Genomic DNA, 19,200 nt, shown 5'->3' with positions numbered 1-19,200 from the left:
AGGAGGGTGAATTGATCGCCAGCCTCGCTGCCTTCGCGGCCGTCGCGCTCGTCACGCCCTTGCTCACGCGCTGGCTCGGCCGGCGCATCTTCGCGATCATCGCCCTGCTGCCCGCAGCGGTCTTCGTGCTGCTCCTCACGTGGCTGCCCGGCGTACTCGCGGGCACGCCCGTCGTCGAGATCGTGCCATGGATCCCCGCCCTCGACATCGCGCTCAGCTTCCGGCTCGACGCACTCGCACTCCTCCTCGCGCTCATCGTCACAGGCGTCGGCGCCCTCGTGCTGCTCTACTGCATGCACTACTTCACCGACGACGAGCCGGCACTCGGGCGATTCGCGGCGCTCCTCCTCGCCTTCGCCGGCGTCATGTTCGGCCTCGTCGCGGCCGACGACGTGTTCATCCTGTTCACGTTCTGGGAGGCCACGAGCGTGCTCTCCTACCTCCTCATCGGCCACTACACCGGCCGAAAAGAGAGCCGCGGTGCCGCGCTGCAGGCACTCACCGTCACGACGTTCGGCGGGCTCGCGATGCTCGTCGGCCTCGTCATCCTCGCCGTCGACGGCGGCACGACCTCGCTCGCCGAACTCGTCGCCCACCCCGTCACCGGCGCAGCCGGCGAGTGGGCGATCGCCCTCGTGCTGCTCGGCGCGATCTCCAAGAGCGCGCTCGTGCCGTTCCACTTCTGGCTGCCGGCCGCGATGGCCGCCCCCACGCCCGTCAGCGCGTACCTGCATGCAGCCGCGATGGTGAAGGCTGGCGTCTACCTCGTTGCGCGCCTCGCGCCCGGGTATGCAGACCTCGAGGTGTGGCATCCGATCGTCATCGGACTCGGCGCGCTCACCATGCTCGTGGGCGGTTGGCGAGCCCTCCGCCAGTACGACCTGAAGCTCCTGCTCGCCTACGGCACGGTAAGCCAGCTCGGCTTCCTCATCATGGTCACGGGCCTCGGCACCCGCGATGCCGCCCTCGCGGGGGTCACCCTGCTGCTCGCGCACGCGCTCTTCAAGGCGACGCTCTTCCTCGTCGTCGGCATCGTCGATCACGCGGCGGGCACGCGCGACTGGCGCAAGCTCTCGGGGCTCGGCCGTCGCATGCCGGTGATCGCGACGATCGCGTTCATCGCGGCCGCGTCGATGGCCGGTGTGCCGCCGCTGCTCGGCTTCGTTGCGAAAGAGGCCGTGTTCACCTCGTTCCTCGATGCCGTCGCCGCAGGTGACTCATGGGCGTGGGTCGCGCTCGTCGGCGCCTTCGTCGGGTCGGTGCTGACGGTCGCCTACACGGTGCGCTTCATCTGGGGCGCCTTCTTCTCCAAGACGGATGTCGCGGCGACACCACTGCACGCCGAAAGCCGTGCCATCGGCGTGGCACCGGGCATCCTCGCAGCGGCAAGCGTCGTAGCCGCATTCGCCATTCCGTTCATCGAGCCGCTGCTCGCGGGCTACGCCGACGAGCTGCCCGGTGGTCACGAGTACCACCTCGCGCTCTGGCACGGCTTCGAACCGGCCCTCGCGGTCTCGGCCGTCGTGTTCGCGCTCGGCGCCCTGCTCGTCTGGGGCAGGCAGCGGGTCGCGCGCGTGCAGGCGTCGGTGGCACCGATGCTCGACTCGGCGCGCGGGTACCTCGGCATCGTGTCGGTCGTCGACCGCGTGGCGGCATCGACCACGACGGCCATCCAGCATCGAGGACTCCCCGGGTACCTCGCGATCATCATCGCGGTCTTCATCGGCGGCCTCGGCACGGTGTCGATCATGAACACCTCGTGGCCGAGCGAGATCCGACTCTGGGACTATCCGGCGCAGCCGTTCCTCGCCCTCGTCATGGGCGTCGCCGCTGTCGCCGCGGCCACGGTGCGCCAGCGGGTCACCGCGGTGCTCCTCGTGAGCGTCACCGGCTACGGCCTCGTGCTGCTCTTCGGCATGGCCGGAGCGCCCGACCTCGCGCTCACGCAAGCGCTCGTCGAAACCATCGTGCTCGTGGTCTTCGTGCTCGTGCTGAGGCGCCTCCCGAAGCAGATCGCGCAGCGCAACCCTCCGGTGCACAAGCTGGCGCGCGGCATCATCGGCGCCCTCGCCGGCATCGTCATGGGCGTGCTCGGGCTCGTCGCGCTCGGCGCGCGCATCCGCCCGACGATCGCCGATGGCCTGCCCGCCCTGGCGCTCGAAGCCCACGGCACCAACATCGTCAACGTCATGCTCGTCGACGTCCGTGCTTGGGACACCCTCGGCGAGATCTCGGTGCTCGTCGCGGTCGCGACGGGTGTCGCGAGCCTGATCTTCGTGTCGGGTCGCACGGGCGGCGCGCCGCGCCTCGACGCGGGCGACGAGGGCGTGAACCGTCGCGACCGGCTGCGACCGGTGCCCGAGCCCGCATGGTCGATCCGTGCCCCCCGCACGAGCCTCGCCGACACCGAAGGCGAGACGGATGCCGCGGGCGAGGCCGCCGAGACGAGGCAGACGTGGCTCCTGGCGGGTCGCACGATCTCGCCGCGCAACCGCTCGATCCTCATCGAGGTGCTCGTGCGGCTCCTCTTCCACCCCGCGATCATCGTGTCGGTCTTCCTCCTCTTCGTCGGGCACAACGCCCCGGGCGGCGGCTTCGCCGGCGGACTGCTCGCGGGCCTCGCCCTCGTCGCGCGCTACCTCGCGGGCGGGCGCTACGAGCTCGGCGAGGCGGCCCCGGTTGACGCGGGGCGCCTGCTCGGCACGGGGCTGCTGCTCGCCGCCGGCACCGCCGCGGGTTCACTGCTCTTCGGCGGCCCGGTGTTCGAGTCCGCCTGGTTCGAGACCGAGGTGCCGTTGCTCGGTACGATCTCGATCGGCACCTCGACGCTCTTCGACATCGGCGTCTACCTCGTGGTCGTCGGGCTCGTGCTCGACATCCTGCGATCGCTCGGCGGTGAGGTCGATCGTCAAGAGGAGCGCCAGTCCGACGACGACAGCGGGTTCACGACGGGCGACGGCGACGACGACGTCGATCACAACGAAGGGCAGGAGTTCGCCGACGGTGCCGAGTACGACTCGGATCCCATCGGTCGAGTCGGCGCGCCAGCGCCGTATCGAGACTCAGCGGGGGGTTTCGATACGCGGCCTCCTGCGTCGGTCGCTACTCGACCAACGGAAACGGGTCTCGATACGCGACCGACGGATGAGGGGCGCCGCACATGACCGCCTCCCTCACGCTCGTCGTGCTCATGGCCGTGCTCTTCGGCGCGGGCGTCTCGATCATGCTCGAACGCAGCCTCACACGAGTGCTCATCGGGTTCCTGCTCGTCGGCAACGCGGTGAACATCCTGATCTTCCTCATGAGCGGGGCACCGGGGCTCGCGCCCATCCTGAGCGATGGTGTCGATGCCGACGAGATCTCCGACCCGCTGCCCCAGGCGTTCGTGCTCACGGCGATCGTCATCAACCTCGGCATCACGGCGTTCATGCTCGCGCTGATCTACCGCTCGTGGTGGCTCGCGCAGCTCGGTGCGAAGGGCGACCTCGTCGACGATGACGCAGATGTCGCCGAAGACGCCGAAGAGGCGGCCGACCTCATCCGCAGCTCCGCGGCCGACGACCAAGCGATCCAAGACCTCATCGATGCGAGCGACGAAGAGCCCGACGAAGAGCTCGACGAGGAGCTCGAGCTCGAGGCATCCGCTCGCGACGATCTCGATGGCGGGGGTCTCGATACGCCTCCTTCGTCGACTACTCGACCAACGCGGGATGAGGGCAAGCCGTGACCGCCGTACTCGTGCCCCTCGTCGTGCTGCTGCCCCTGCTCGGGGCGGCCGCAGCGCTGATTCTCGGCCGTCACCGCCGCGCGCAGATGGCGGTGAGCCTCAGCGTGCTCGCCGCAGTCACCGTGATCGCCGCGGTGCTGCTCGTCGCGGTCGACACGACCGGCCCGGCCGTCGTCTACATCGGCGGGTGGGATGCCCCGTGGGGCATCACCCTCGTCGTCGACCGGCTCTCGGCGATCATGCTCGTGATCTCGGCGATCATGCTGCTCGTCGTGCTCGTGTACTCAGTGGGGCAGGGCATCGCCGACCAGCATCGCGAGACGCCCGTGTCGATCTTCCACCCGAGCTACCTCATCTTGTCGGCGGGCGTCTTCAACGCCTTCATCGCGGGCGACCTCTTCAACCTCTACGTCGGCTTCGAGATCCTGCTGTCGGCGAGTTACGTGCTGCTCACCCTCGGTGGCACCGGCGAGCGCATCCGAGCGGGCGTCACGTACATCATCGTGAGCCTCGTCTCGTCACTCTTCTTCCTGAGCGCGATCGCGCTCATCTACGGCGCGACGGGCACCGTGAACATCGCCCAGCTCTCGGTGCGCCTCGCCGAGCTGCCCGGCGAGGTGCAGCTCATGCTGCACCTGCTGCTGCTCATCGCCTTCGGCATCAAGGCGGCGGTCTTCCCGCTGTCGTTCTGGCTGCCCGACTCGTACCCGACGGCGCCCGCACCCGTCACGGCGGTGTTCGCGGGCTTGCTGACGAAGGTCGGCGTGTACGCGATCATCCGCACCGAGACGGTGATGTTCGTCGAGAGCGACGTGACGGTGCTGCTCATGGTGGTCGGCGGTCTCACCATGCTCATCGGCATCCTCGGCGCGCTCACGCAAGCCGACATCAAGCGATTGCTTTCGTTCACGCTCGTGAGCCATATCGGGTACATGATCTTCGGCATCGCCCTGGCGAGTCAGCTCGGTCTCGCTGCGACGATCTACTATGTCGTGCACCACATCACGGTGCAGACGACCCTGTTCCTCACGACGGGTCTCATCGAGCGCTTCGGCGGTGCGACGTCGATCAACCGGCTCGCCGGGCTGCTCAAGGCCTCGCCGCTCCTCGGCGTGCTGTTCTTCATCCCCGCACTGAACCTCGGCGGCATTCCGCCGTTCTCCGGGTTCCTCGGCAAGACCGGGCTGTTCCTTGCCGGCGCCGAGGGCGCTGCGGTCGACCCGAGCACGGCGTGGCTCATCTGGGTGGTCATCGGGGTCGGCGCCCTCACCTCGCTCATCACGCTCTACGCGTTGACGCGCTTCTGGAACATGGCGTTCTGGCGGCGGCGCTCCGAGCTCGACGGGTACGAGTCGGTGCTGCTCGGCTCGGTGCTCGAAGCGCCCGAGGGAGCCACGGTCACCGCGACCCGCACCACGCCCGTGCTCATGGTGGTCGCGACGAGCGCCCTCGTGATGGTCACGATCTGCCTCACCGTCTTCGCCGGCCCGATGTTCGACCTCGCGGGGCGCGCGGCCGCCGACCTGCTCGACGCCGGCGCGTACATCTCCCTCGTGTTCCCCGGAGGCATCCGATGACGCATTCAGCAGCGGATGTCTCGCGCTGGCGTTCCGTCTGGCGCCAGCTGCCGCTCCTCGTCGCCCTCGTCCTGGTGTGGGTGTTCCTCTGGGACCAGGTCACCGTGCTCACGGTGGTCACGGGGGTGCTGCTCGCGATCGGGGTGACCCGCGTGCTGTACCTGCCGCCGGTGCTGCTCAGCGGTCGCTTCAACGTGTGGCGGGGTTTGCTGCTCGGCCTGCGCATGATGTACGACGTCTCGAGCGCCTCGCTGCAGGTCGCCTGGCTGGCGCTGGATCCGCGGTGGAAGCCGCTGAACTCGATCATCGCCGTGCAGCTGCTCACCCGTTCCGACCTCGTGACCACCCTCACGGCCGAGGCGATCTCGGTCGTGCCGGGCACCGTCGTCGTCGACATCGACCGCGAGCGGGGGCTGCTGTACCTGCACGCCCTCGGCACCCGCACGGTGGCAGACATCGATCGGGTGCGCAGCGCCGTGCTCGGCACGGAGGAGCGCATCGTGCTCGCCATCGGCACACGTGCGCAGGCGGCATCCGTTCGCGCTGCCCGTCGTGAGCGTCGCGAGCACGCCGCACGAACGAAGGGAGCAGGCACATGACCTTCCTCGAGATCGTCAGCATCATCGCCGGAGTCATGTTCGGCATCGGCGCGATCGCCTCGGTCTACCGCATCATCAAGGGGCCGTCGATCCTCGACCGCGCGCTCGCGACCGATGTGCTGCTCGCGATCGCCATCTGCGCGCTCGGCGCCGAGATGGCGATCAACAAGCACATCGACACCCTCGTGGTCATGCTCGTGCTCGCGATGTTCGCGGTCGTCGGCTCGATCTCGATCGCACGGTTCATGGCGAAGCAGGATGCCTCATGAGCGCCGCCGAGATCGCAGTCGGCCTCCTCATCCTGGTGAGCGGGTTCCTGTCGATGGCCGCGGGCATCGGCATCGTGCGCTTCCCCGACGTGCTGACCCGGTTGCACGCGGCGACGAAGCCGCAGGTGCTCGGGCTCGCGACCGTGCTCGTCGCGATCGTCGTGCAGGTTCCGACGTGGGGCGTGCTCACCACGGCCGTGCTCGTGATGACGTTCCAGTTGCTCACCCAGCCGATGACCGCGCACATGCTGGGGCGCTCGGCTTACCGCAGCGACCACGTTCGCCGCGACCTCCTCATCGAGGATGACCTCGACCGCGACATCGCCGAGCACGACCAATCGGGGTCCGAGAGCCAACGGTGATGCCAGACGGAGGCCCGGCAACAGCCCGGATCGTCTGGATCAGACGGTGAGCTGAGGCACTCAGTCGCTGCGAGCGCCTCAGTGTGCGAGCTGCGCTGCCTTCAACCGCACCGGCTTGCCGGGCTTGTACGGCCGGGTCACGGTGCCGCCGCCACCCTCCACCGTGATCCGGTCTCGAGTCACCCGCACCTCGTACCGCTTTCCGTGCCAGGAGAGGTTGCGCACGCCGGCATGGCTCAGCGTCGACGGCAGGTTCGGCGTGATGACGAGGGCATCGGGCTCTGCTTCGACGCCGATGAAGGCGTACATGAAGCTCGCCGGCACGAGTCCGCTCTCGGGGAACGGGATGTCCGTTCCGACCGAGGTGCTGCCCGTGCCGCTGTCGACGGTGCTCTCGCCGCGGAAGAGCGGTGTGCCGCCCGAGATGTGATCCGGTTCGCTCCACCGATCGAGAATCGCGGTCAACCGCGCCCATGCGTCGTCGGCCGAGCGGTATCGGGCTCGGGCCATCACGTCGAAGCCCGAGGTGTAGAGGATCGCACCGCCGTCTTGCACCTGGTGTCCCCACGGGATGTTGAGGTTGTTCAGGAAGAACCAGTAGTTGTTGCGTCGAGTGGTGGCCCTCGGCGCGAAGACCCATTTCGAGTAGATGTCGGCGGGCCCCTCGAAGTGCTCGCCGAGTGCCGCCACGAACCGCGACCTGGCATTCGCGGCGGGAAGCCCGTCGGAGTAGGCGAGCGCACCGGGCACCGTCGTCATCGACGACCACCACGCGAGCGAGCCGGTGACGTTCGAGACCTCCAGGTAGTACACGCCCGGTGCCTGCTTCGGCACGTCGATGTGGGCGACGCCACCGTCGCCCCAGTCGCTGAACTGCCGGTCGGCGACCACGACCGGCGACGTGCCGTCGGGCACGCCCTGGTACAGGGTCATCGTGAACGAAGCGCCGCGCACGCCGTACGTCGGGAACCGCGCGGCGACGCTCGTGAACGCTGCATTGGCCGTGAAGCTCTGGCCCATGGTTCGCCCCGCCTCGATCTTCGGCGCCAGGCCGCCGCCCTCGATGAGTACGACCGAGTTCTGCAGCTCGGTGTGGCCGTGGTCGAGCCACTCGAAGATCCGCGCGGCCTGCTCTGCCGAGGGCAGTCCGAACGATGCGGCTTCGAGGTTGACGTAGGTTGCACCGTAGTCGTGCACGACGCCGTCGACGTCGATGGTTTGGACGTAGCGGCCGTCGGTGTCGTTCCAGAACAGCTCGTTGTAGCGTTGCGCGACGGTCGGCCGCAGCGCTCTCAGCTGCTTCGCCCGCTTCTTCTCCTTGACGAAGTCCTCGAGCTGGGCCATCGCCTCGAGTGCACCGTAGAAGTACGCGTTGACGTACGCGTCGAGGTGTCCGTGCGAAGCGATGTCCCAGTAATTGGATGGAACGGCTCCGTCTCGCCCGCTGTGGTCGGGCGAGTCGATCGTCACGACTCCGCTGCTGCCGCCCAAGGAGTCGAGGTAGAAGTCCATCGCCTTCCTCGCGCGGGGCAGCATGGTGTTGAGGAACGCGGAGTCACCGGTCCATGAGAAGTACCGCCACGTGGCGAGCACGTACATCGCGTTCGAGGTGAAGTGTCTGCTGTCGTAGAGCTTCGGATCAGGGAAGGGCCAGCCCTGCGAATCCGGCCAGGACCAGACGTACCCGTCGTCGTCGAGCTTCGTGTTCAGCAGGCTCGCGGACTGTTCGTCGGCGCCGACCGTGCCCGTCCAGTCGAGGATGCGTCCTTCCCAATCGGCCCAGTCGGCCGCGTGCCCGCTGAACCGGAAGCTCAGCGCACGCTCCCAGTAGAACGTCGAGAGCTGGGTCGCACGCACCTCGTCGGATGCCGTGAAGACGGGGAAGACGTCGGGCAACGCGTCGGTGTGGGCTTGCACCTCGATGGCGATCGACCGCGAGATCGTGGGCACCGCGTCGGTGCCGCCTGTGTTCAACGAGAGCTTCATCGAGTCGGCCGACATGGTGCCGTCGAGGATCGGCTGGGGTGCCGTGATGCGGAGGTCGTACGGACCTGTTCCGGTCGCTCCGACCCATTTGGTTCCGAGCACGGGATTGGTCCATGCCGCGCGGCGCTTCAGCTGCTGCGACGGGAGGTAGTAGCCGTCGTCACCGATGAAGCGGCTGAAGACAACCCCGTCGGCCGCGTCGATCGAGTAGCCGTCCTTGACCCACGAGGTGTTCATCGTGAGCCCCGGATCGGCGCGCGGGTCGCCCTGCCATGCCAGCTCGTACGACAGCTGGAGGGTCGGGCCGCTGAGCTCGAACTGCCATGACGCGAGGCCATCGACGTTGAAGCCGACGACGTCGATCGTCATCGTCCTCCCGCCCAGTTGCGTGCGATCGGCGTACGAGGCGCCGCCGACGTCGACATTGACCGCGCCGCTCTGCGCCCACCAGCCGGGCGTGCCCGCGGCATCCGATGCTTCGAGGTAGTAGACGCCGGCCGGCTGGGCCGGCACGTCGACGTAGGCCCAGCCGTTGTCTTGCACGGGACTCACGTCAGTGCTGCCGATCTCGGTCAGGCCGGTCGCGGGGGTGCCGGAGTAGAGCGTCAACTTCATCGATGAGTTCTGGTTGCTCCACGTCGGGAACTGACCGCCCACGCGGAAGAAGCGATGCGCCGTCGCGGTGAACGTTTGGCCGAGCGTCCGTCCGGGGCTGAGCGGAACCGGCGCATTGAGCTGAGCCTGCCGAAGGTCGGCCGCCGACGGAATCTGGATGCCGGTCACGTTCAGGGTGGTCTCGGTGCTCGTCCACACGACGCCGTCGTTGAAGCCCGCATCGTAGAAGTCGGACTCTCCGATGAACAGCGAGCTGAACGCGGTGGGTTCGTACCGGCCGCCACCCGTCGGATCGCACGCCAGCCGGGTCAGCTTGCCGTACGCGCCGCCGATGCTGACGAAGCCGTTCTCGAGTCGATAGGTCGCGGCCTCCGCCGCCGCCGCGGTCTGGGCTTGCGCGGTGCGCCCCACCAGTGTGCTCGCGGCGGCGACGAGGCCGGCCCCTTTGAGGAATGAACGTCGACTCGCCGTGAAACGGTTACTGCTCATGCCCATCGGATAGCTCCATTGCTCGATATCGGTGAAGAAGTTGCATGCGTGCGGCGCACCGCTGAGTCGGCCGGGTGCGACGAGACCGGCCCCGGACCGAGAAGGTGCGTTCCAGAACTGAAACGTTTCATGCATCGTATTGAAGAAACGCAGGGCTGTCAACCATTTCCGACACGGATGCGCCGACGGGCAGGCCGTGCGGCCGGCAGAACCCAGAGCTGTTCGGGGTTGAAAAGTTTCATATCTGACCCGGGCGAGTGGTCGGCTCACGACTCGGCCGACTCAGAGGATGGAGCTCACCGGTCGTGGAATGAGATTCAGCCCACCCACGTGCTTGGCGCTGGCCTATACCGACGCCCGGTGATCCGCGATCGTCTTCGCATACCACGCGGCCGACTTCTTCGGTGTTCTGACCTGCGTCTCCGGGTCTACGCGTACGAGCCCGTACTTGAAGTCGAACGCGGCCGCCCATTCATAGTTGTCGAGCAGACTCCACAGGTAGTAACCCCGCACATCCGCCCCCTCCGCGATCGCGACCGAGATCCAGTGAAGGAATCCCTCAACGTAGGTGATGCGCTCTTCATCGTCGAGGGGGTCTGCCGTCGTTGCGGCCGAGGCGTCTGGAACACCGTTCTCAGTGATGAAGATCGGGCCCTCCCAGCCGTAGTCGTCACGCACCATCTCGATCGCCTCGTAGACCGCGCGCGGGTAGAACTCCGATCCGCTCTCCAGGAAGTTTCCTCCCGGCTGAGGGTGGCTCTCCGCCCAGGCACCGGGTTGCTGCCGCGTCGAATCCACCACGACGCGCGAGTACACGTTGAGCCCCAGATAGTCGATGGGCGATTCGATGAGCTGTTGGTCGCCCGGCTCCACGTGGGGGAAGGTGCCGGCGCTCTCGAGACGCTCCATCAGCCGGTCGCTGTAGCCGCCACCCCGCAGTGTGTCGAGAAAGAACCGGAAGCCATCGTCTTCGCCCTCATCGGCAAGTGCCCGGTCTTCGGCAGACTCGGTCAAGGGCTGCCGCTTCCAGATGTCGAGGACGATTCCGATCTCGCTGTCGACGCTGCCGGCTGCTCGGAACGCCTGCACACTCGTGCCGTGCGCGAGCATCGCGTTGTGCATCGCCTGTCTGCCCAGCTTCTCGTCACGCAGTCCGGGCGCGAACGCACCGAGGGCGTATCCGACCCAGAGCGCAATGGGTTCGTTGAGAGTCGCCCACCTGTGCACGCGGTCTCCGAAGAGATCGAAGGAGGTGGCGGAGTACTCGCCGAACCAGTCCGCGACCTCGCGATTGGGCCATCCGCCCCGGTCTTCGAGCACCTGGGGCAGGTCCCAGTGATAGAGGGTCACATTCGGTTGGATGCCCGCGGTGAGTAGGTCGTCGATGAGTCGGTTGTAGAAGTCGGCGCCCTTCTGGTTCACAGCGCCGACGCCGTCTGGCATGAGCCGCGACCAGCTGAGTGAGAGCCGGTACGTGTCGATTCCCAGGTCTTTCATCAACGCGATGTCTTCGGGATAACGGTGGTAGTGATCGCACGCGACGTTTCCTGGGAGGTCCCCTCGCACCTTCCCAGGAGTCTGGCTGAAGGTGTCCCAGATGGACGGGCTCTTGCCGTCTTCATTCCAGGCGCCTTCGATCTGGAAAGCGCTGGTCGCTACGCCGAATTCGAAAAAGGGTGGCAGTTGCAGAGTGATGATGGATCCCGTTCCCTTGTCGTGGTTGCATACGATGCGCCCTTGGGCGCCAGGTGTCCGCTACCGGACCATGGAGTTGATGTGCCGCAGCGCTGACAGCTGATCCTCGATGCCGCCGCCCTCGTGCCCGTTGTACGGCCACACCATGATCTGCTTGGGTCCGGCATAGTTCGCGTAGGCGGCGAAGACCGTCGAGGGCGGGCAGATCGGGTCCATCAGTGCGGCGCTCAGGATCGCGGACGCGGTGGCTCGCTTCGCGAAGTTGACGCCGTCGAAGTACGAGAGCGTCTCGAAGGTCCGATCCACGGATCCTCGGTGGACGGCGAGGTAGCGACCGATCTCGCGATAGGGATCGTTGTCGGTCATCGTGGCCGCGCGAGGGAAATCGCAGAGGAACGGAACGTAGGCCGCGACCGCGGCGAGATCGGGGACGAGCCCGGCGACCGCGAGTGCGATGCCACCGCCCTGGCTGCCGCCGACGACCGAGACTCGTGTCTCGTCGACGATCGGGAGTGAGCGGGCGGCCTCGACAGCGCGTACGGCATCCGTGAACACCCGCCGGTAATAGTAGGTCTCACGGCTCTCGATGCCGCGGGTCATGAACCCGGGGCCTTGCGGCCCCGAGCCCACGTCGTCCGGAGTATCGCCGACGCTGCCGGCCGACCCCTGTCCACGGATGTCCATCTGAAGATGGGCGAATCCGGCGGATGCCCAGAACAGGGTCTCCGCCGCATTGCCACGTCCACCGCCGTAGCCGACGAACTGCACGACGGCCGGCAGTGGGCCGGCCGCACCCGCCGGCACGCGAAGCCAGGCGCGCACCCGCTGCCCGCCGTACCCGGAGAACGAGACATCCCAGACATCGATCGTCGTCAGCCCGGTCTCGACGGGCGTGAGCGAGACATCGAGATCGAATTCACGGCTGATCCCGAGCGTCGTCGCCCAGAACTCGTCGAAGTCCGTCGGGTCGACTTGCGCGCTCCGATACGTTCGAAGCTCAGCCTCCGGTCGGTCGGTGAACATGGCATTCCTTTCGTACGCGAGACGCGCAACTCCACCGAAGAACGGACGTTCGACGGGTCACTCCTCGGATGGCTCTCGTCACGTCGCGTCCGATGCTCGCGTGACTCGGATGGCCACCGGACCGATCAGCCCCTGCGGTTGGGAGGAATCAGGGCCGATCAGCTCAGTGATCTCGCTCGCGATCACGGCGTTGCGAAGCGCGGTTCGAACCTCGATCTCGATCAGGTCTCCGTTCTCGAGAGCATCGCCGAGATCGATGATCGTGTCATCGACGTAGGCGGTACCGAATACCCGGTCGCCGATCCGCACCACGGCAGATCCAGCAAGCCTGCCGAGGTCGATGACAGCGGGCAGGCCGGCGAGCTCTTCCGGGACGACCACCCGCGCGGTGTAGCGTCCGGTTCCTGAGACGAAACGCAGCGCATCCACCTCTCGCCAGTCCCCGGGGCCGACACCGTCGAGCGTGATGGCACGAGGACCGGCAGGTTCTTCGCTGTCCACCTCGAGCAGCCAGTGGTCGATGGCGAGCTCGACCGTCGCGACGGAGGGCTCGTCGTCGTCGGGCTCGGGTGCGGCGAGCAGGTCGAGTTCGAACACCCGCACTCCCAGGGCCGGGATCCGCGTCGGGACGGTGGTGCGGTCTGCCTCTACCCGGTGCGCCGCAGCGAGGACGCGGCCGCTGGTCAGGTCGAGTTCACGCACACGGCCGACGCCCTCGAGCGACAGCGTCACGGGAGCCGGCGCACCGAGGGTGTTGTACACGAGCACGTATCGGCATGATCCGGCCTCGCGCCATTGGGAGAGCAGCGCCGGCGCATCGACGACCGCTCGTGGCAGGAGTCCGAGACGGAGGAACGCATCGGAGGCCTCCGACATCCTGCTCAGCTGCACCGTCGAGGGCTGGCGAAGCGCACGGGCCATCGCGGCCCGCACGCGCTCGTCGCCGGTACTGCCGCCGGCGAAGCCCGAATCAGCAGACGGTGGCTCGCCGACGATCAGGATGCGCGTCCCGCGTTCCGCGGCTGCTGCGATCGCCTCTGCCGCTTCGGGTGGAAGGGCTCGCTCGTCGATGATGAGGCCTCGATAAGCGGGCCCGGTGGGGAACACGGTGCCATCATCACCGACGGTGCCCGCTTCGGCGAGCCCGATGGGGTCGACGAATTGCACGGTGAAGCCCGCGTTCTCGAGGGCCTCCGTGTCGGCGAGGCGCGCGGGAACGGTCGCGTCCACGCTCACGTCCCGCACACCGCGTGCGGCGATCGTCAGGAAGCCGTCGCGATAGACCGCGACGTCCGTGCGCGCAACCCCGGTCTCGAGCACGACGGTGCCTCGCGCCCAGTAGTCGGTGAGAGGCAGCCAGTTGGCCCATTCGGGAAAATGCGTGTCGTTCCAGCAGTCCCCGACGATGTGCTGTTCGAACCGGGTCTGCGTCGGCCACGCGGCCCCTGGCTTCTGCGTCGCCACACCGTGCAGGAAGGGCTTGGTGATCCCGGCCGCCCATTCCTTCGCGAGCATCCGTCGCAGATCGCCGAGGGTGAACGCGTATGCCGCCCGAAACTGTGCGCCGAGTTCCGTGCTGATGCGCACGGCACCCCCTTGGTGGGCTCCGCCGACGACGGATCGCTGCCAGTCGAGGGCGAACCGCCACGTCGCGCTCGAGCGGTTGACCGGTGCCCGGTCTCCTGAGTTCAGCGATTCGCCCTCGGCCCGCCCGCCAGCCCGCACGAAGTCACGATTGCTCCGAATCGCTTCGAGGTTCTGGCCGTAGGCCACCTGCGCCTTGTGTCGTAATCCGTGACTCATCGACCACTCCTGCACCGGGAGCAGATGATCGGAGATGTAGAGGTCGGTCAGCAGCCGGTAGTAGTCGCGACGCACCCGAGCGCCGGCACCGGTCTCGAGCTCGAAATCGGGGACCGGCTCCTCGTTCGGCACCCAGAAGCGGCACATCCCGTGCGCGAAGAGCAGCGGGAGGTAGGGAGTGACGTCATAGCCGTGGCGTTCGGTGAAGCGTTCGATCATCTCGGCTCTCCAGAACACCGAATCGGCGTTGAGCTCCAGCGAATCCTCGAAGAGTTCGGTGCCGACGGCGCCGAGCGCTGCGACGTTGTCCGCGCCGATCTGATGCTCGTCGAGGTACTCCGTGGCCGCCTGTGCAGAGCGTCGATCGAGAAAACTCGTCACACCCTGCTCGCAGTCGCGCATCCAGAAGGCGAACACCATCCAGTCGCCGTCGCGCGCTTCCCAGTCGATCGTGGAATCGACGAGCTGCGATGTCAGGTCGATCAGCGACTCCGAGTCCAACACGGTCGACGCGAGGGGAGGGTGGATCACACGACGAGGTGGCGCCCAGGGATCACCGAGCGGAGCGACAGCCGGCGGGTCATTCCAGTGCACGACCCGAGCGGCAGTGACCCGCACGAGCGTCGACGCGCGTTCGGCATCGACATCATCGAACGGAGCCGGAAGGCGCACCGGTCCCGACAGCCCTGCGGGCAGCCGCACCGATCCGTACTGCAGTTCCTGGGTGGCGAACCCCGTGCCCTTCGTCGTGTTCGGCGTCTTGAGCGGCCACGAGGCCCCCAACGTCATCGCCACGCCCACACCGAGTCGCTCCGCCTCGATCAGAATCGCTCCGAGCGCATCACGCTGCTTCTCCACGCCCCAGAACTCCCGGTTGAAGGCGATCTCCACTTCACGGAACCCGGCATCTGCGATGGCGCCGAGCTGGCGAGTGAGCTCCTCGATCGGAACGGGGCTCTGCCACCACCACCGCACGCCGGGGCGGTCATCGGCCTCGGGGGCCGCGAATCGCTCCGGGTCGAGCGGTTCGGGTCGGATGCGCGGGCGATCCAGCATGATCGCTTCTGTTGGAGCGAGGTTCACTTCGAGAATCCGTCCAGCCAGTGGGCGATGCGGTCGATGCTCCGCTGCGCCTCGATGGTATGCGGACGATCGAGGTGACCATGCCTGCTCCCCGGCTCGGAGACCACGGTGATCGCGACGCCGGCATCCATGGCCTGCTTGGCGAACTCCTCCCCGGAATAGCGATGCTCATCGCGCTCCGAGTTGAGGATGAACAGGGGCGGCATGCCCGTGAGATCCGCGTGGCCGGCGTAGGCGTACGGGTCGTCGGCATCCGGCCAGGAACCCAGATAGTTCGTGGCTATCGCCGTGACCATGCTCTGCGGAAAGCGGTGGATCTCCGGCAGAGTCTCCGCCGCAGCGCGCGCGGCCTCCGATGGCTCGGGAACCATGGTGTGGAGCTGTGGATAGACCAGCACGAGCGAAGCCGGCAGCTGCCCCTCACCGTCGCGCAGCCGCACCCCGACTCCCGCGGCGAGATTCGCTCCCGCGCTGGCTCCCCCCAGGTGCATGGTCGCCGGGCTCAGGTCGAGCTCCTCCACGGCCCAGTTCCAGGCATCGAGCAGATCGAGCGATGGCACCGGAAAGTGCACCCCGAACAGTGCCTTGGTGTACTCGACGGACAGCACCGCAGAGCCATGCGCCGCCACAGCGAGGCCGACCCAGTTGCTCTCCGGCATGTCGAGGTTTCCGCCGATGAAGCTTCCGCCATGGGCCCAGACGAGGGCGCTTTTCGGGGTCCCTTCCGGCAGGTAGAGGCGGGCAGGGATATCGCCGTGGCGTGCAGGGATGCTGAGGTCGCGCACCGTCACGCTGCCGAGCTCTGGATAGCGCTCCACCAGTGACGCGGTGTCCACATCCGTCCTCGGATCAGGGGACGAGGTCCCGCTTTCCAGGCTGCGGATGGCCTCGGCGAACGTCGATGAAGCTTCGGCGGTATTCATAGCTCTCTCCTCATAGGGTGTCGCACGCCATTCAGCCAATTGGTCTGTCACCGGTGCGCACCGACGGCCACGAATGTGTATCGGCCGGCCTCGGTGAGCACCGCGTTCTCGCTGGCCGGCACGGGGAGATACTGCCGATCCGCATCCCGCACCATCCTGTCGCGGAACTCCTCCGGAAAGACGACGGTCGCGACGCAGCCGACGGGAATCTCGACGGAGAGTTTCGGAACGCTCGGATCGAAGGAGACCGTCACAGCTCCCATCGGGGTCACGGTCGTGCCCTGCACGTACGGAAGCCCGGCCGACACCGGCGTGATGGAAATCGCGGTGCTCCCCCGTCCGGAGAAGGTGACGCCGAGCAGACTCTCGTGCAGCCAGAGCAATGGAACGGCGCCCCAGCCGTGCGAGCCGGTCGCGTCGATCGGCTGGGCGGTGTTGGCCTCGCCACGGGCGAGCTCGCGGTCTTCCCGGGAGATCCAGTATTCGGGCAGGGGGCCGCCGTAAGGGCCCTGCAGCGAGAGAGGTACGGGATTGCGCGGATGCCCCGGAAGGTACGGCGCATATCGTTCGATCAGGTGCGCGAGGGCTCGCTGCTGGTAGCCGTGCGCGCTCAGCGCGCTGAGCACTCGGTACGCCGCGGTCGGATTGTTCCAGCGCGCGACGCCGCTCGGTGGCGAGCCCACCGGTTCGGGAAATACGAAGTCGATGAGATCTCGTGCGTCCTGGCCGTCGATCGAACCGTCCAGAAGGGGCGCGACCTGGCCAGCCTGCCCGTACCCGTGATGTCCGCCGGTGCTGGGGTCGTACACGTCCGCAACGATGGCAGCCACCTGGTCATGCGAGCGAACGACATGGAGCCGTCTGAAGCCGTCGTCCAGGAGCTGGGCCGTGGCATTCCAGAGCTCTGCATGCGGTGCGTCGTGGAGCGCCTCGGCCATGAGTGCGCTCCACCGGAGCCGTTCGATGATCCACGGCGTGATGAGGCCGCTCGATGCTCCAGCGTCGGGTCGCTCGGAGTTGCGAACGTCGCCGAGCACAGCCCCTGTTCGCCACAGGCCGTCGTCCGTCACATCCTCGAGGAGGCGGTTCCACAGTCGCCGGAGGGTCGACCAGTGCCGAGCGACGAATTCGAGATCGTTGTGCCAGACATAGTCGTCGTAGAGCATCGCCACCCACTGCACCGACCAGTCCCAGGCTGCCGGATAGGCGGGGAAATCACTGGGAAAGAAGGGATGAAGCTGGCCGTCGGCTCCCTGTCCTTCTGCGAGGGTCCTGATCGCCAAGCGCCTCAGGCTCGTGTCGCCGAACCAGCGCTCGGCAATCTGGGCGCGCGGGCGCGCATCCTCGATCCACTGGCCGTCCTCCCGGCCGGGGGTGTCGACGAAGGCGTCGGACATCGTCACTTCGGCGTGGATCTCGCACAGCTTCACGATCTGGTCGAGCCGTTCGTCGCCCGAGCGGAACGATCCACGTGGCTCGATCGCAAACTGCGACTTCACGAATCCGAGGCCGTGGATGACAACACTCCCTGTGATCGAGAAGGTGATGTGCACGGTCATCCATCGCGCGGTCCGCTCGTCGGGAAGCTCGTACCGTCTCCGCTCGGTCGCGGCGAGCACGCGGTCGGCGTACCCCCGCGCGACGATTGCATCGACATCGATCCAGCCGTCCTCGCTGACGAGCTCCCGGCCGTCGAAGGGCGAAAGCGCGAGTTCTCCGTACCCGACATCGACCTCAGCTTCGACGTCGGCAGACAATTCGAGGAAAGGATATCCGTGCACCGGGCGCGCGAAATCGACCGTGAGGTACCGCGTCTCGCCCGCCTGGCCGCTGACCGTCACGGCGTGACCATCGACCAACGGGCCGACGGCCCGCAGCATGGGGCGGTCGGGTACGAGGCGCGAACCGGCCAGCGCCGACGGCGACGATTCGCTCCCGGCAATCGGCCGTGTCGATGTTCCAGTGGCGAGAATCGAGAGCGGGAACTGGTCGCTCTCGCGCTGTGCCGGTGTTTCGACGATTCCTGGCTGGTGCGGCCATGGGCCGCCTTCTACTGCCGCGGCCGCCGCCCAGAGCCCGTCTCCGGTCGTCTCGATCGAGGAATCCTGTCGCAGATCACGGGTCAGCCGTGCGTTCCAGCGGATCGGAAAACGCACCCGTGGGGCGTCACCCGCGAGGCCGAGGAACTGGTTGTCATTGCTCTCGAATTCGTCAGCCGCGAGCCATTGCCATCGCTCGTCACTCACCAGCCACGAGCTTTCAACATAGAGCCCAGCGCGCACATTCTGAGTTCTCTGAAAAGTCGTGATTCCGCCCCAGTTGTGGTGGAGCACGGTCACGATGTTCGCACCGGTGCGCAGGAGCGACCCGGCGTCGACCCACTCGGCGCGTGCTTCAGGCTCATGGAACCGACTGACTTTGCGTCGAAGAGGTCGTCCGTTGAGCCACAGCTGGGCGGTGCTGTCCGCCGCGAAACGAAGCGAGGTATCCAGTGGGAGCTCGTCGAGCGTGACGACCGTACGAAACCAGGTGAACTCGTTCCTGGGCGACGACTCGCCCTCACTGCGCCAGATCCAGCGTGCCGTCATTCGCCGCATCCACTTCGGAACTGTTCGCCGAATGGCCGGCAGCGGGTGAAGCTCTGGAACACTCGTCCAGCGGGTGCGGTGGTCACCGTGGTCACCGTGGTCACGGTGGTCACGGTGGTCACCGTCAGGGCGGCACTCATTCTTCTCTTCATGACGTCCTCGTCTTCGTGGAAGTACGAACCTTCGGCTGGGCTGCGTTGTCTGGCAGGTCCATTCGCGACATCCGTACGCACCCTTTCGCCACCTGAATCGTTTCAGATTAGGGCGTCCACTGAATATTCCACAAGCGGGACCACGCAATCCGTGCTGTCGGCAACGGAAGCACCGTCCGCCCGCGCGAGCAGGTGGACTGAAGGTCGGCGAGCGGCTCTCGTCGAGGCGACATCGGGCGCGATCTCTCCGGTTGAAAAGTTTCATTCTGGCCCGCAAAATCGCCGAGCCGGCCTGCGCCGACTCTTAGG

12 protein-coding genes are annotated in these 19,200 nt (G+C 67.1%); 6 read left to right on the top strand and 6 right to left on the bottom strand.

Annotated elements, in window-relative coordinates:
* The first annotated feature begins 11 nt into the window (after positions 1 to 11).
* The 6 genes from AC1C2R_RS10920 to mnhG are packed head-to-tail and all read left to right on the top strand — an operon-like array spanning position 12 to position 6,534.
* Positions 12 to 3,164: a Na+/H+ antiporter subunit A gene (locus AC1C2R_RS10920; protein ID WP_495379911.1), complete on the top strand. Its 3,153-nt coding sequence runs from the start codon at positions 12 to 14 to the stop codon at positions 3,162 to 3,164.
* Positions 3,161 to 3,727, top strand: a complete 567-nt coding sequence (locus AC1C2R_RS10915; RefSeq protein ID WP_495352500.1) for a Na(+)/H(+) antiporter subunit C — start codon at positions 3,161 to 3,163, stop codon at positions 3,725 to 3,727. The genes AC1C2R_RS10920 and AC1C2R_RS10915 overlap by 4 nt, the downstream gene beginning before the upstream one ends.
* Positions 3,724 to 5,304, top strand: a complete 1,581-nt coding sequence (locus AC1C2R_RS10910) for a Na+/H+ antiporter subunit D (RefSeq protein WP_495379910.1) — start codon at positions 3,724 to 3,726, stop codon at positions 5,302 to 5,304. Before AC1C2R_RS10915 ends, AC1C2R_RS10910 begins: the two co-directional genes overlap by 4 nt.
* Positions 5,301 to 5,903 (top strand): Na+/H+ antiporter subunit E, encoded by a 603-nt coding sequence (locus AC1C2R_RS10905; protein ID WP_495352498.1) that lies wholly within the window; start codon positions 5,301 to 5,303, stop codon positions 5,901 to 5,903. The genes AC1C2R_RS10910 and AC1C2R_RS10905 overlap by 4 nt, the downstream gene beginning before the upstream one ends.
* Positions 5,900 to 6,172 carry an MrpF/PhaF family protein gene (locus AC1C2R_RS10900; RefSeq protein WP_495352497.1) on the top strand — a complete coding sequence of 91 codons (273 nt, stop codon included), beginning with the start codon at positions 5,900 to 5,902 and terminating at the stop codon, positions 6,170 to 6,172. Before AC1C2R_RS10905 ends, AC1C2R_RS10900 begins: the two co-directional genes overlap by 4 nt.
* Positions 6,169 to 6,534 (top strand): monovalent cation/H(+) antiporter subunit G, encoded by a 366-nt coding sequence (gene mnhG / locus AC1C2R_RS10895; RefSeq protein WP_495352496.1) that lies wholly within the window; start codon positions 6,169 to 6,171, stop codon positions 6,532 to 6,534. The genes AC1C2R_RS10900 and mnhG overlap by 4 nt, the downstream gene beginning before the upstream one ends.
* Before the next feature lie 78 nt (positions 6,535 to 6,612).
* Here the strand turns inward: mnhG and AC1C2R_RS10890 are convergent, their stop codons facing one another.
* The 6 genes from AC1C2R_RS10890 to AC1C2R_RS10865 all read right to left on the bottom strand — a co-directional run bounded on the left by AC1C2R_RS10890 (position 6,613) and on the right by AC1C2R_RS10865 (position 18,739).
* On the bottom strand, positions 6,613 to 9,624 hold the full coding sequence (locus AC1C2R_RS10890; RefSeq protein ID WP_495379909.1) for an MGH1-like glycoside hydrolase domain-containing protein: 3,012 nt from the start codon (positions 9,622 to 9,624) through the stop codon (positions 6,613 to 6,615).
* Between the two features lie 345 nt (positions 9,625 to 9,969).
* The gene (locus AC1C2R_RS10885; protein ID WP_495353238.1) at positions 9,970 to 11,307 is read right to left on the bottom strand and encodes a GH1 family beta-glucosidase; all 1,338 of its coding nucleotides are present in this window, start codon (positions 11,305 to 11,307) and stop codon (positions 9,970 to 9,972) included.
* A gap of 72 nt (positions 11,308 to 11,379) precedes the next feature.
* Complete coding sequence (locus tag AC1C2R_RS10880; RefSeq protein WP_495379908.1) at positions 11,380 to 12,342, bottom strand: acetylxylan esterase; 963 nt, start codon at positions 12,340 to 12,342, stop codon at positions 11,380 to 11,382.
* Between the two features lie 78 nt (positions 12,343 to 12,420).
* On the bottom strand, positions 12,421 to 15,201 hold the full coding sequence (locus AC1C2R_RS10875) for a glycosyl hydrolase (protein ID WP_495379907.1): 2,781 nt from the start codon (positions 15,199 to 15,201) through the stop codon (positions 12,421 to 12,423).
* Positions 15,202 to 15,224: 23 nt separating this feature from the next.
* Complete coding sequence (locus AC1C2R_RS10870) at positions 15,225 to 16,151, bottom strand: alpha/beta hydrolase (protein WP_495352492.1); 927 nt, start codon at positions 16,149 to 16,151, stop codon at positions 15,225 to 15,227.
* 47 nt (positions 16,152 to 16,198) lie between these two features.
* Positions 16,199 to 18,739 carry an alpha-L-rhamnosidase-related protein gene (locus tag AC1C2R_RS10865; RefSeq protein WP_495379906.1) on the bottom strand — a complete coding sequence of 847 codons (2,541 nt, stop codon included), beginning with the start codon at positions 18,737 to 18,739 and terminating at the stop codon, positions 16,199 to 16,201.
* Positions 18,740 to 19,200: the final 461 nt, after the last annotated feature.

The sequence above is a fragment of the Agromyces sp. Y182 genome, assembly GCF_059445385.1.
The sequence above is the reverse complement of the archived record's forward strand: the minus strand, read 5'-3'. Positions and strand labels throughout refer to the sequence as shown.

Excerpts from the sequence above, each read along its gene's own strand:
- AC1C2R_RS10915 (WP_495352500.1), top strand. The coding sequence starts at position 3,161 with ATGACCGCCTCCCTCACGCTCGTCGTGCTCATGGCCGTGCTCTTCGGC.
- AC1C2R_RS10865 (WP_495379906.1), bottom strand. The coding sequence starts at position 18,739 with ATGACGGCACGCTGGATCTGGCGCAGTGAGGGCGAGTCGTCGCCCAGG.
- AC1C2R_RS10875 (WP_495379907.1), bottom strand. The coding sequence starts at position 15,201 with ATGCTGGATCGCCCGCGCATCCGACCCGAACCGCTCGACCCGGAGCGA.
- AC1C2R_RS10870 (WP_495352492.1), bottom strand. The coding sequence starts at position 16,151 with ATGAATACCGCCGAAGCTTCATCGACGTTCGCCGAGGCCATCCGCAGC.
- AC1C2R_RS10880 (WP_495379908.1), bottom strand. The coding sequence starts at position 12,342 with ATGTTCACCGACCGACCGGAGGCTGAGCTTCGAACGTATCGGAGCGCG.
- mnhG (WP_495352496.1), top strand. The coding sequence starts at position 6,169 with ATGAGCGCCGCCGAGATCGCAGTCGGCCTCCTCATCCTGGTGAGCGGG.
- AC1C2R_RS10890 (WP_495379909.1), bottom strand. The coding sequence starts at position 9,624 with ATGAGCAGTAACCGTTTCACGGCGAGTCGACGTTCATTCCTCAAAGGG.
- AC1C2R_RS10905 (WP_495352498.1), top strand. The coding sequence starts at position 5,301 with ATGACGCATTCAGCAGCGGATGTCTCGCGCTGGCGTTCCGTCTGGCGC.
- AC1C2R_RS10900 (WP_495352497.1), top strand. The coding sequence starts at position 5,900 with ATGACCTTCCTCGAGATCGTCAGCATCATCGCCGGAGTCATGTTCGGC.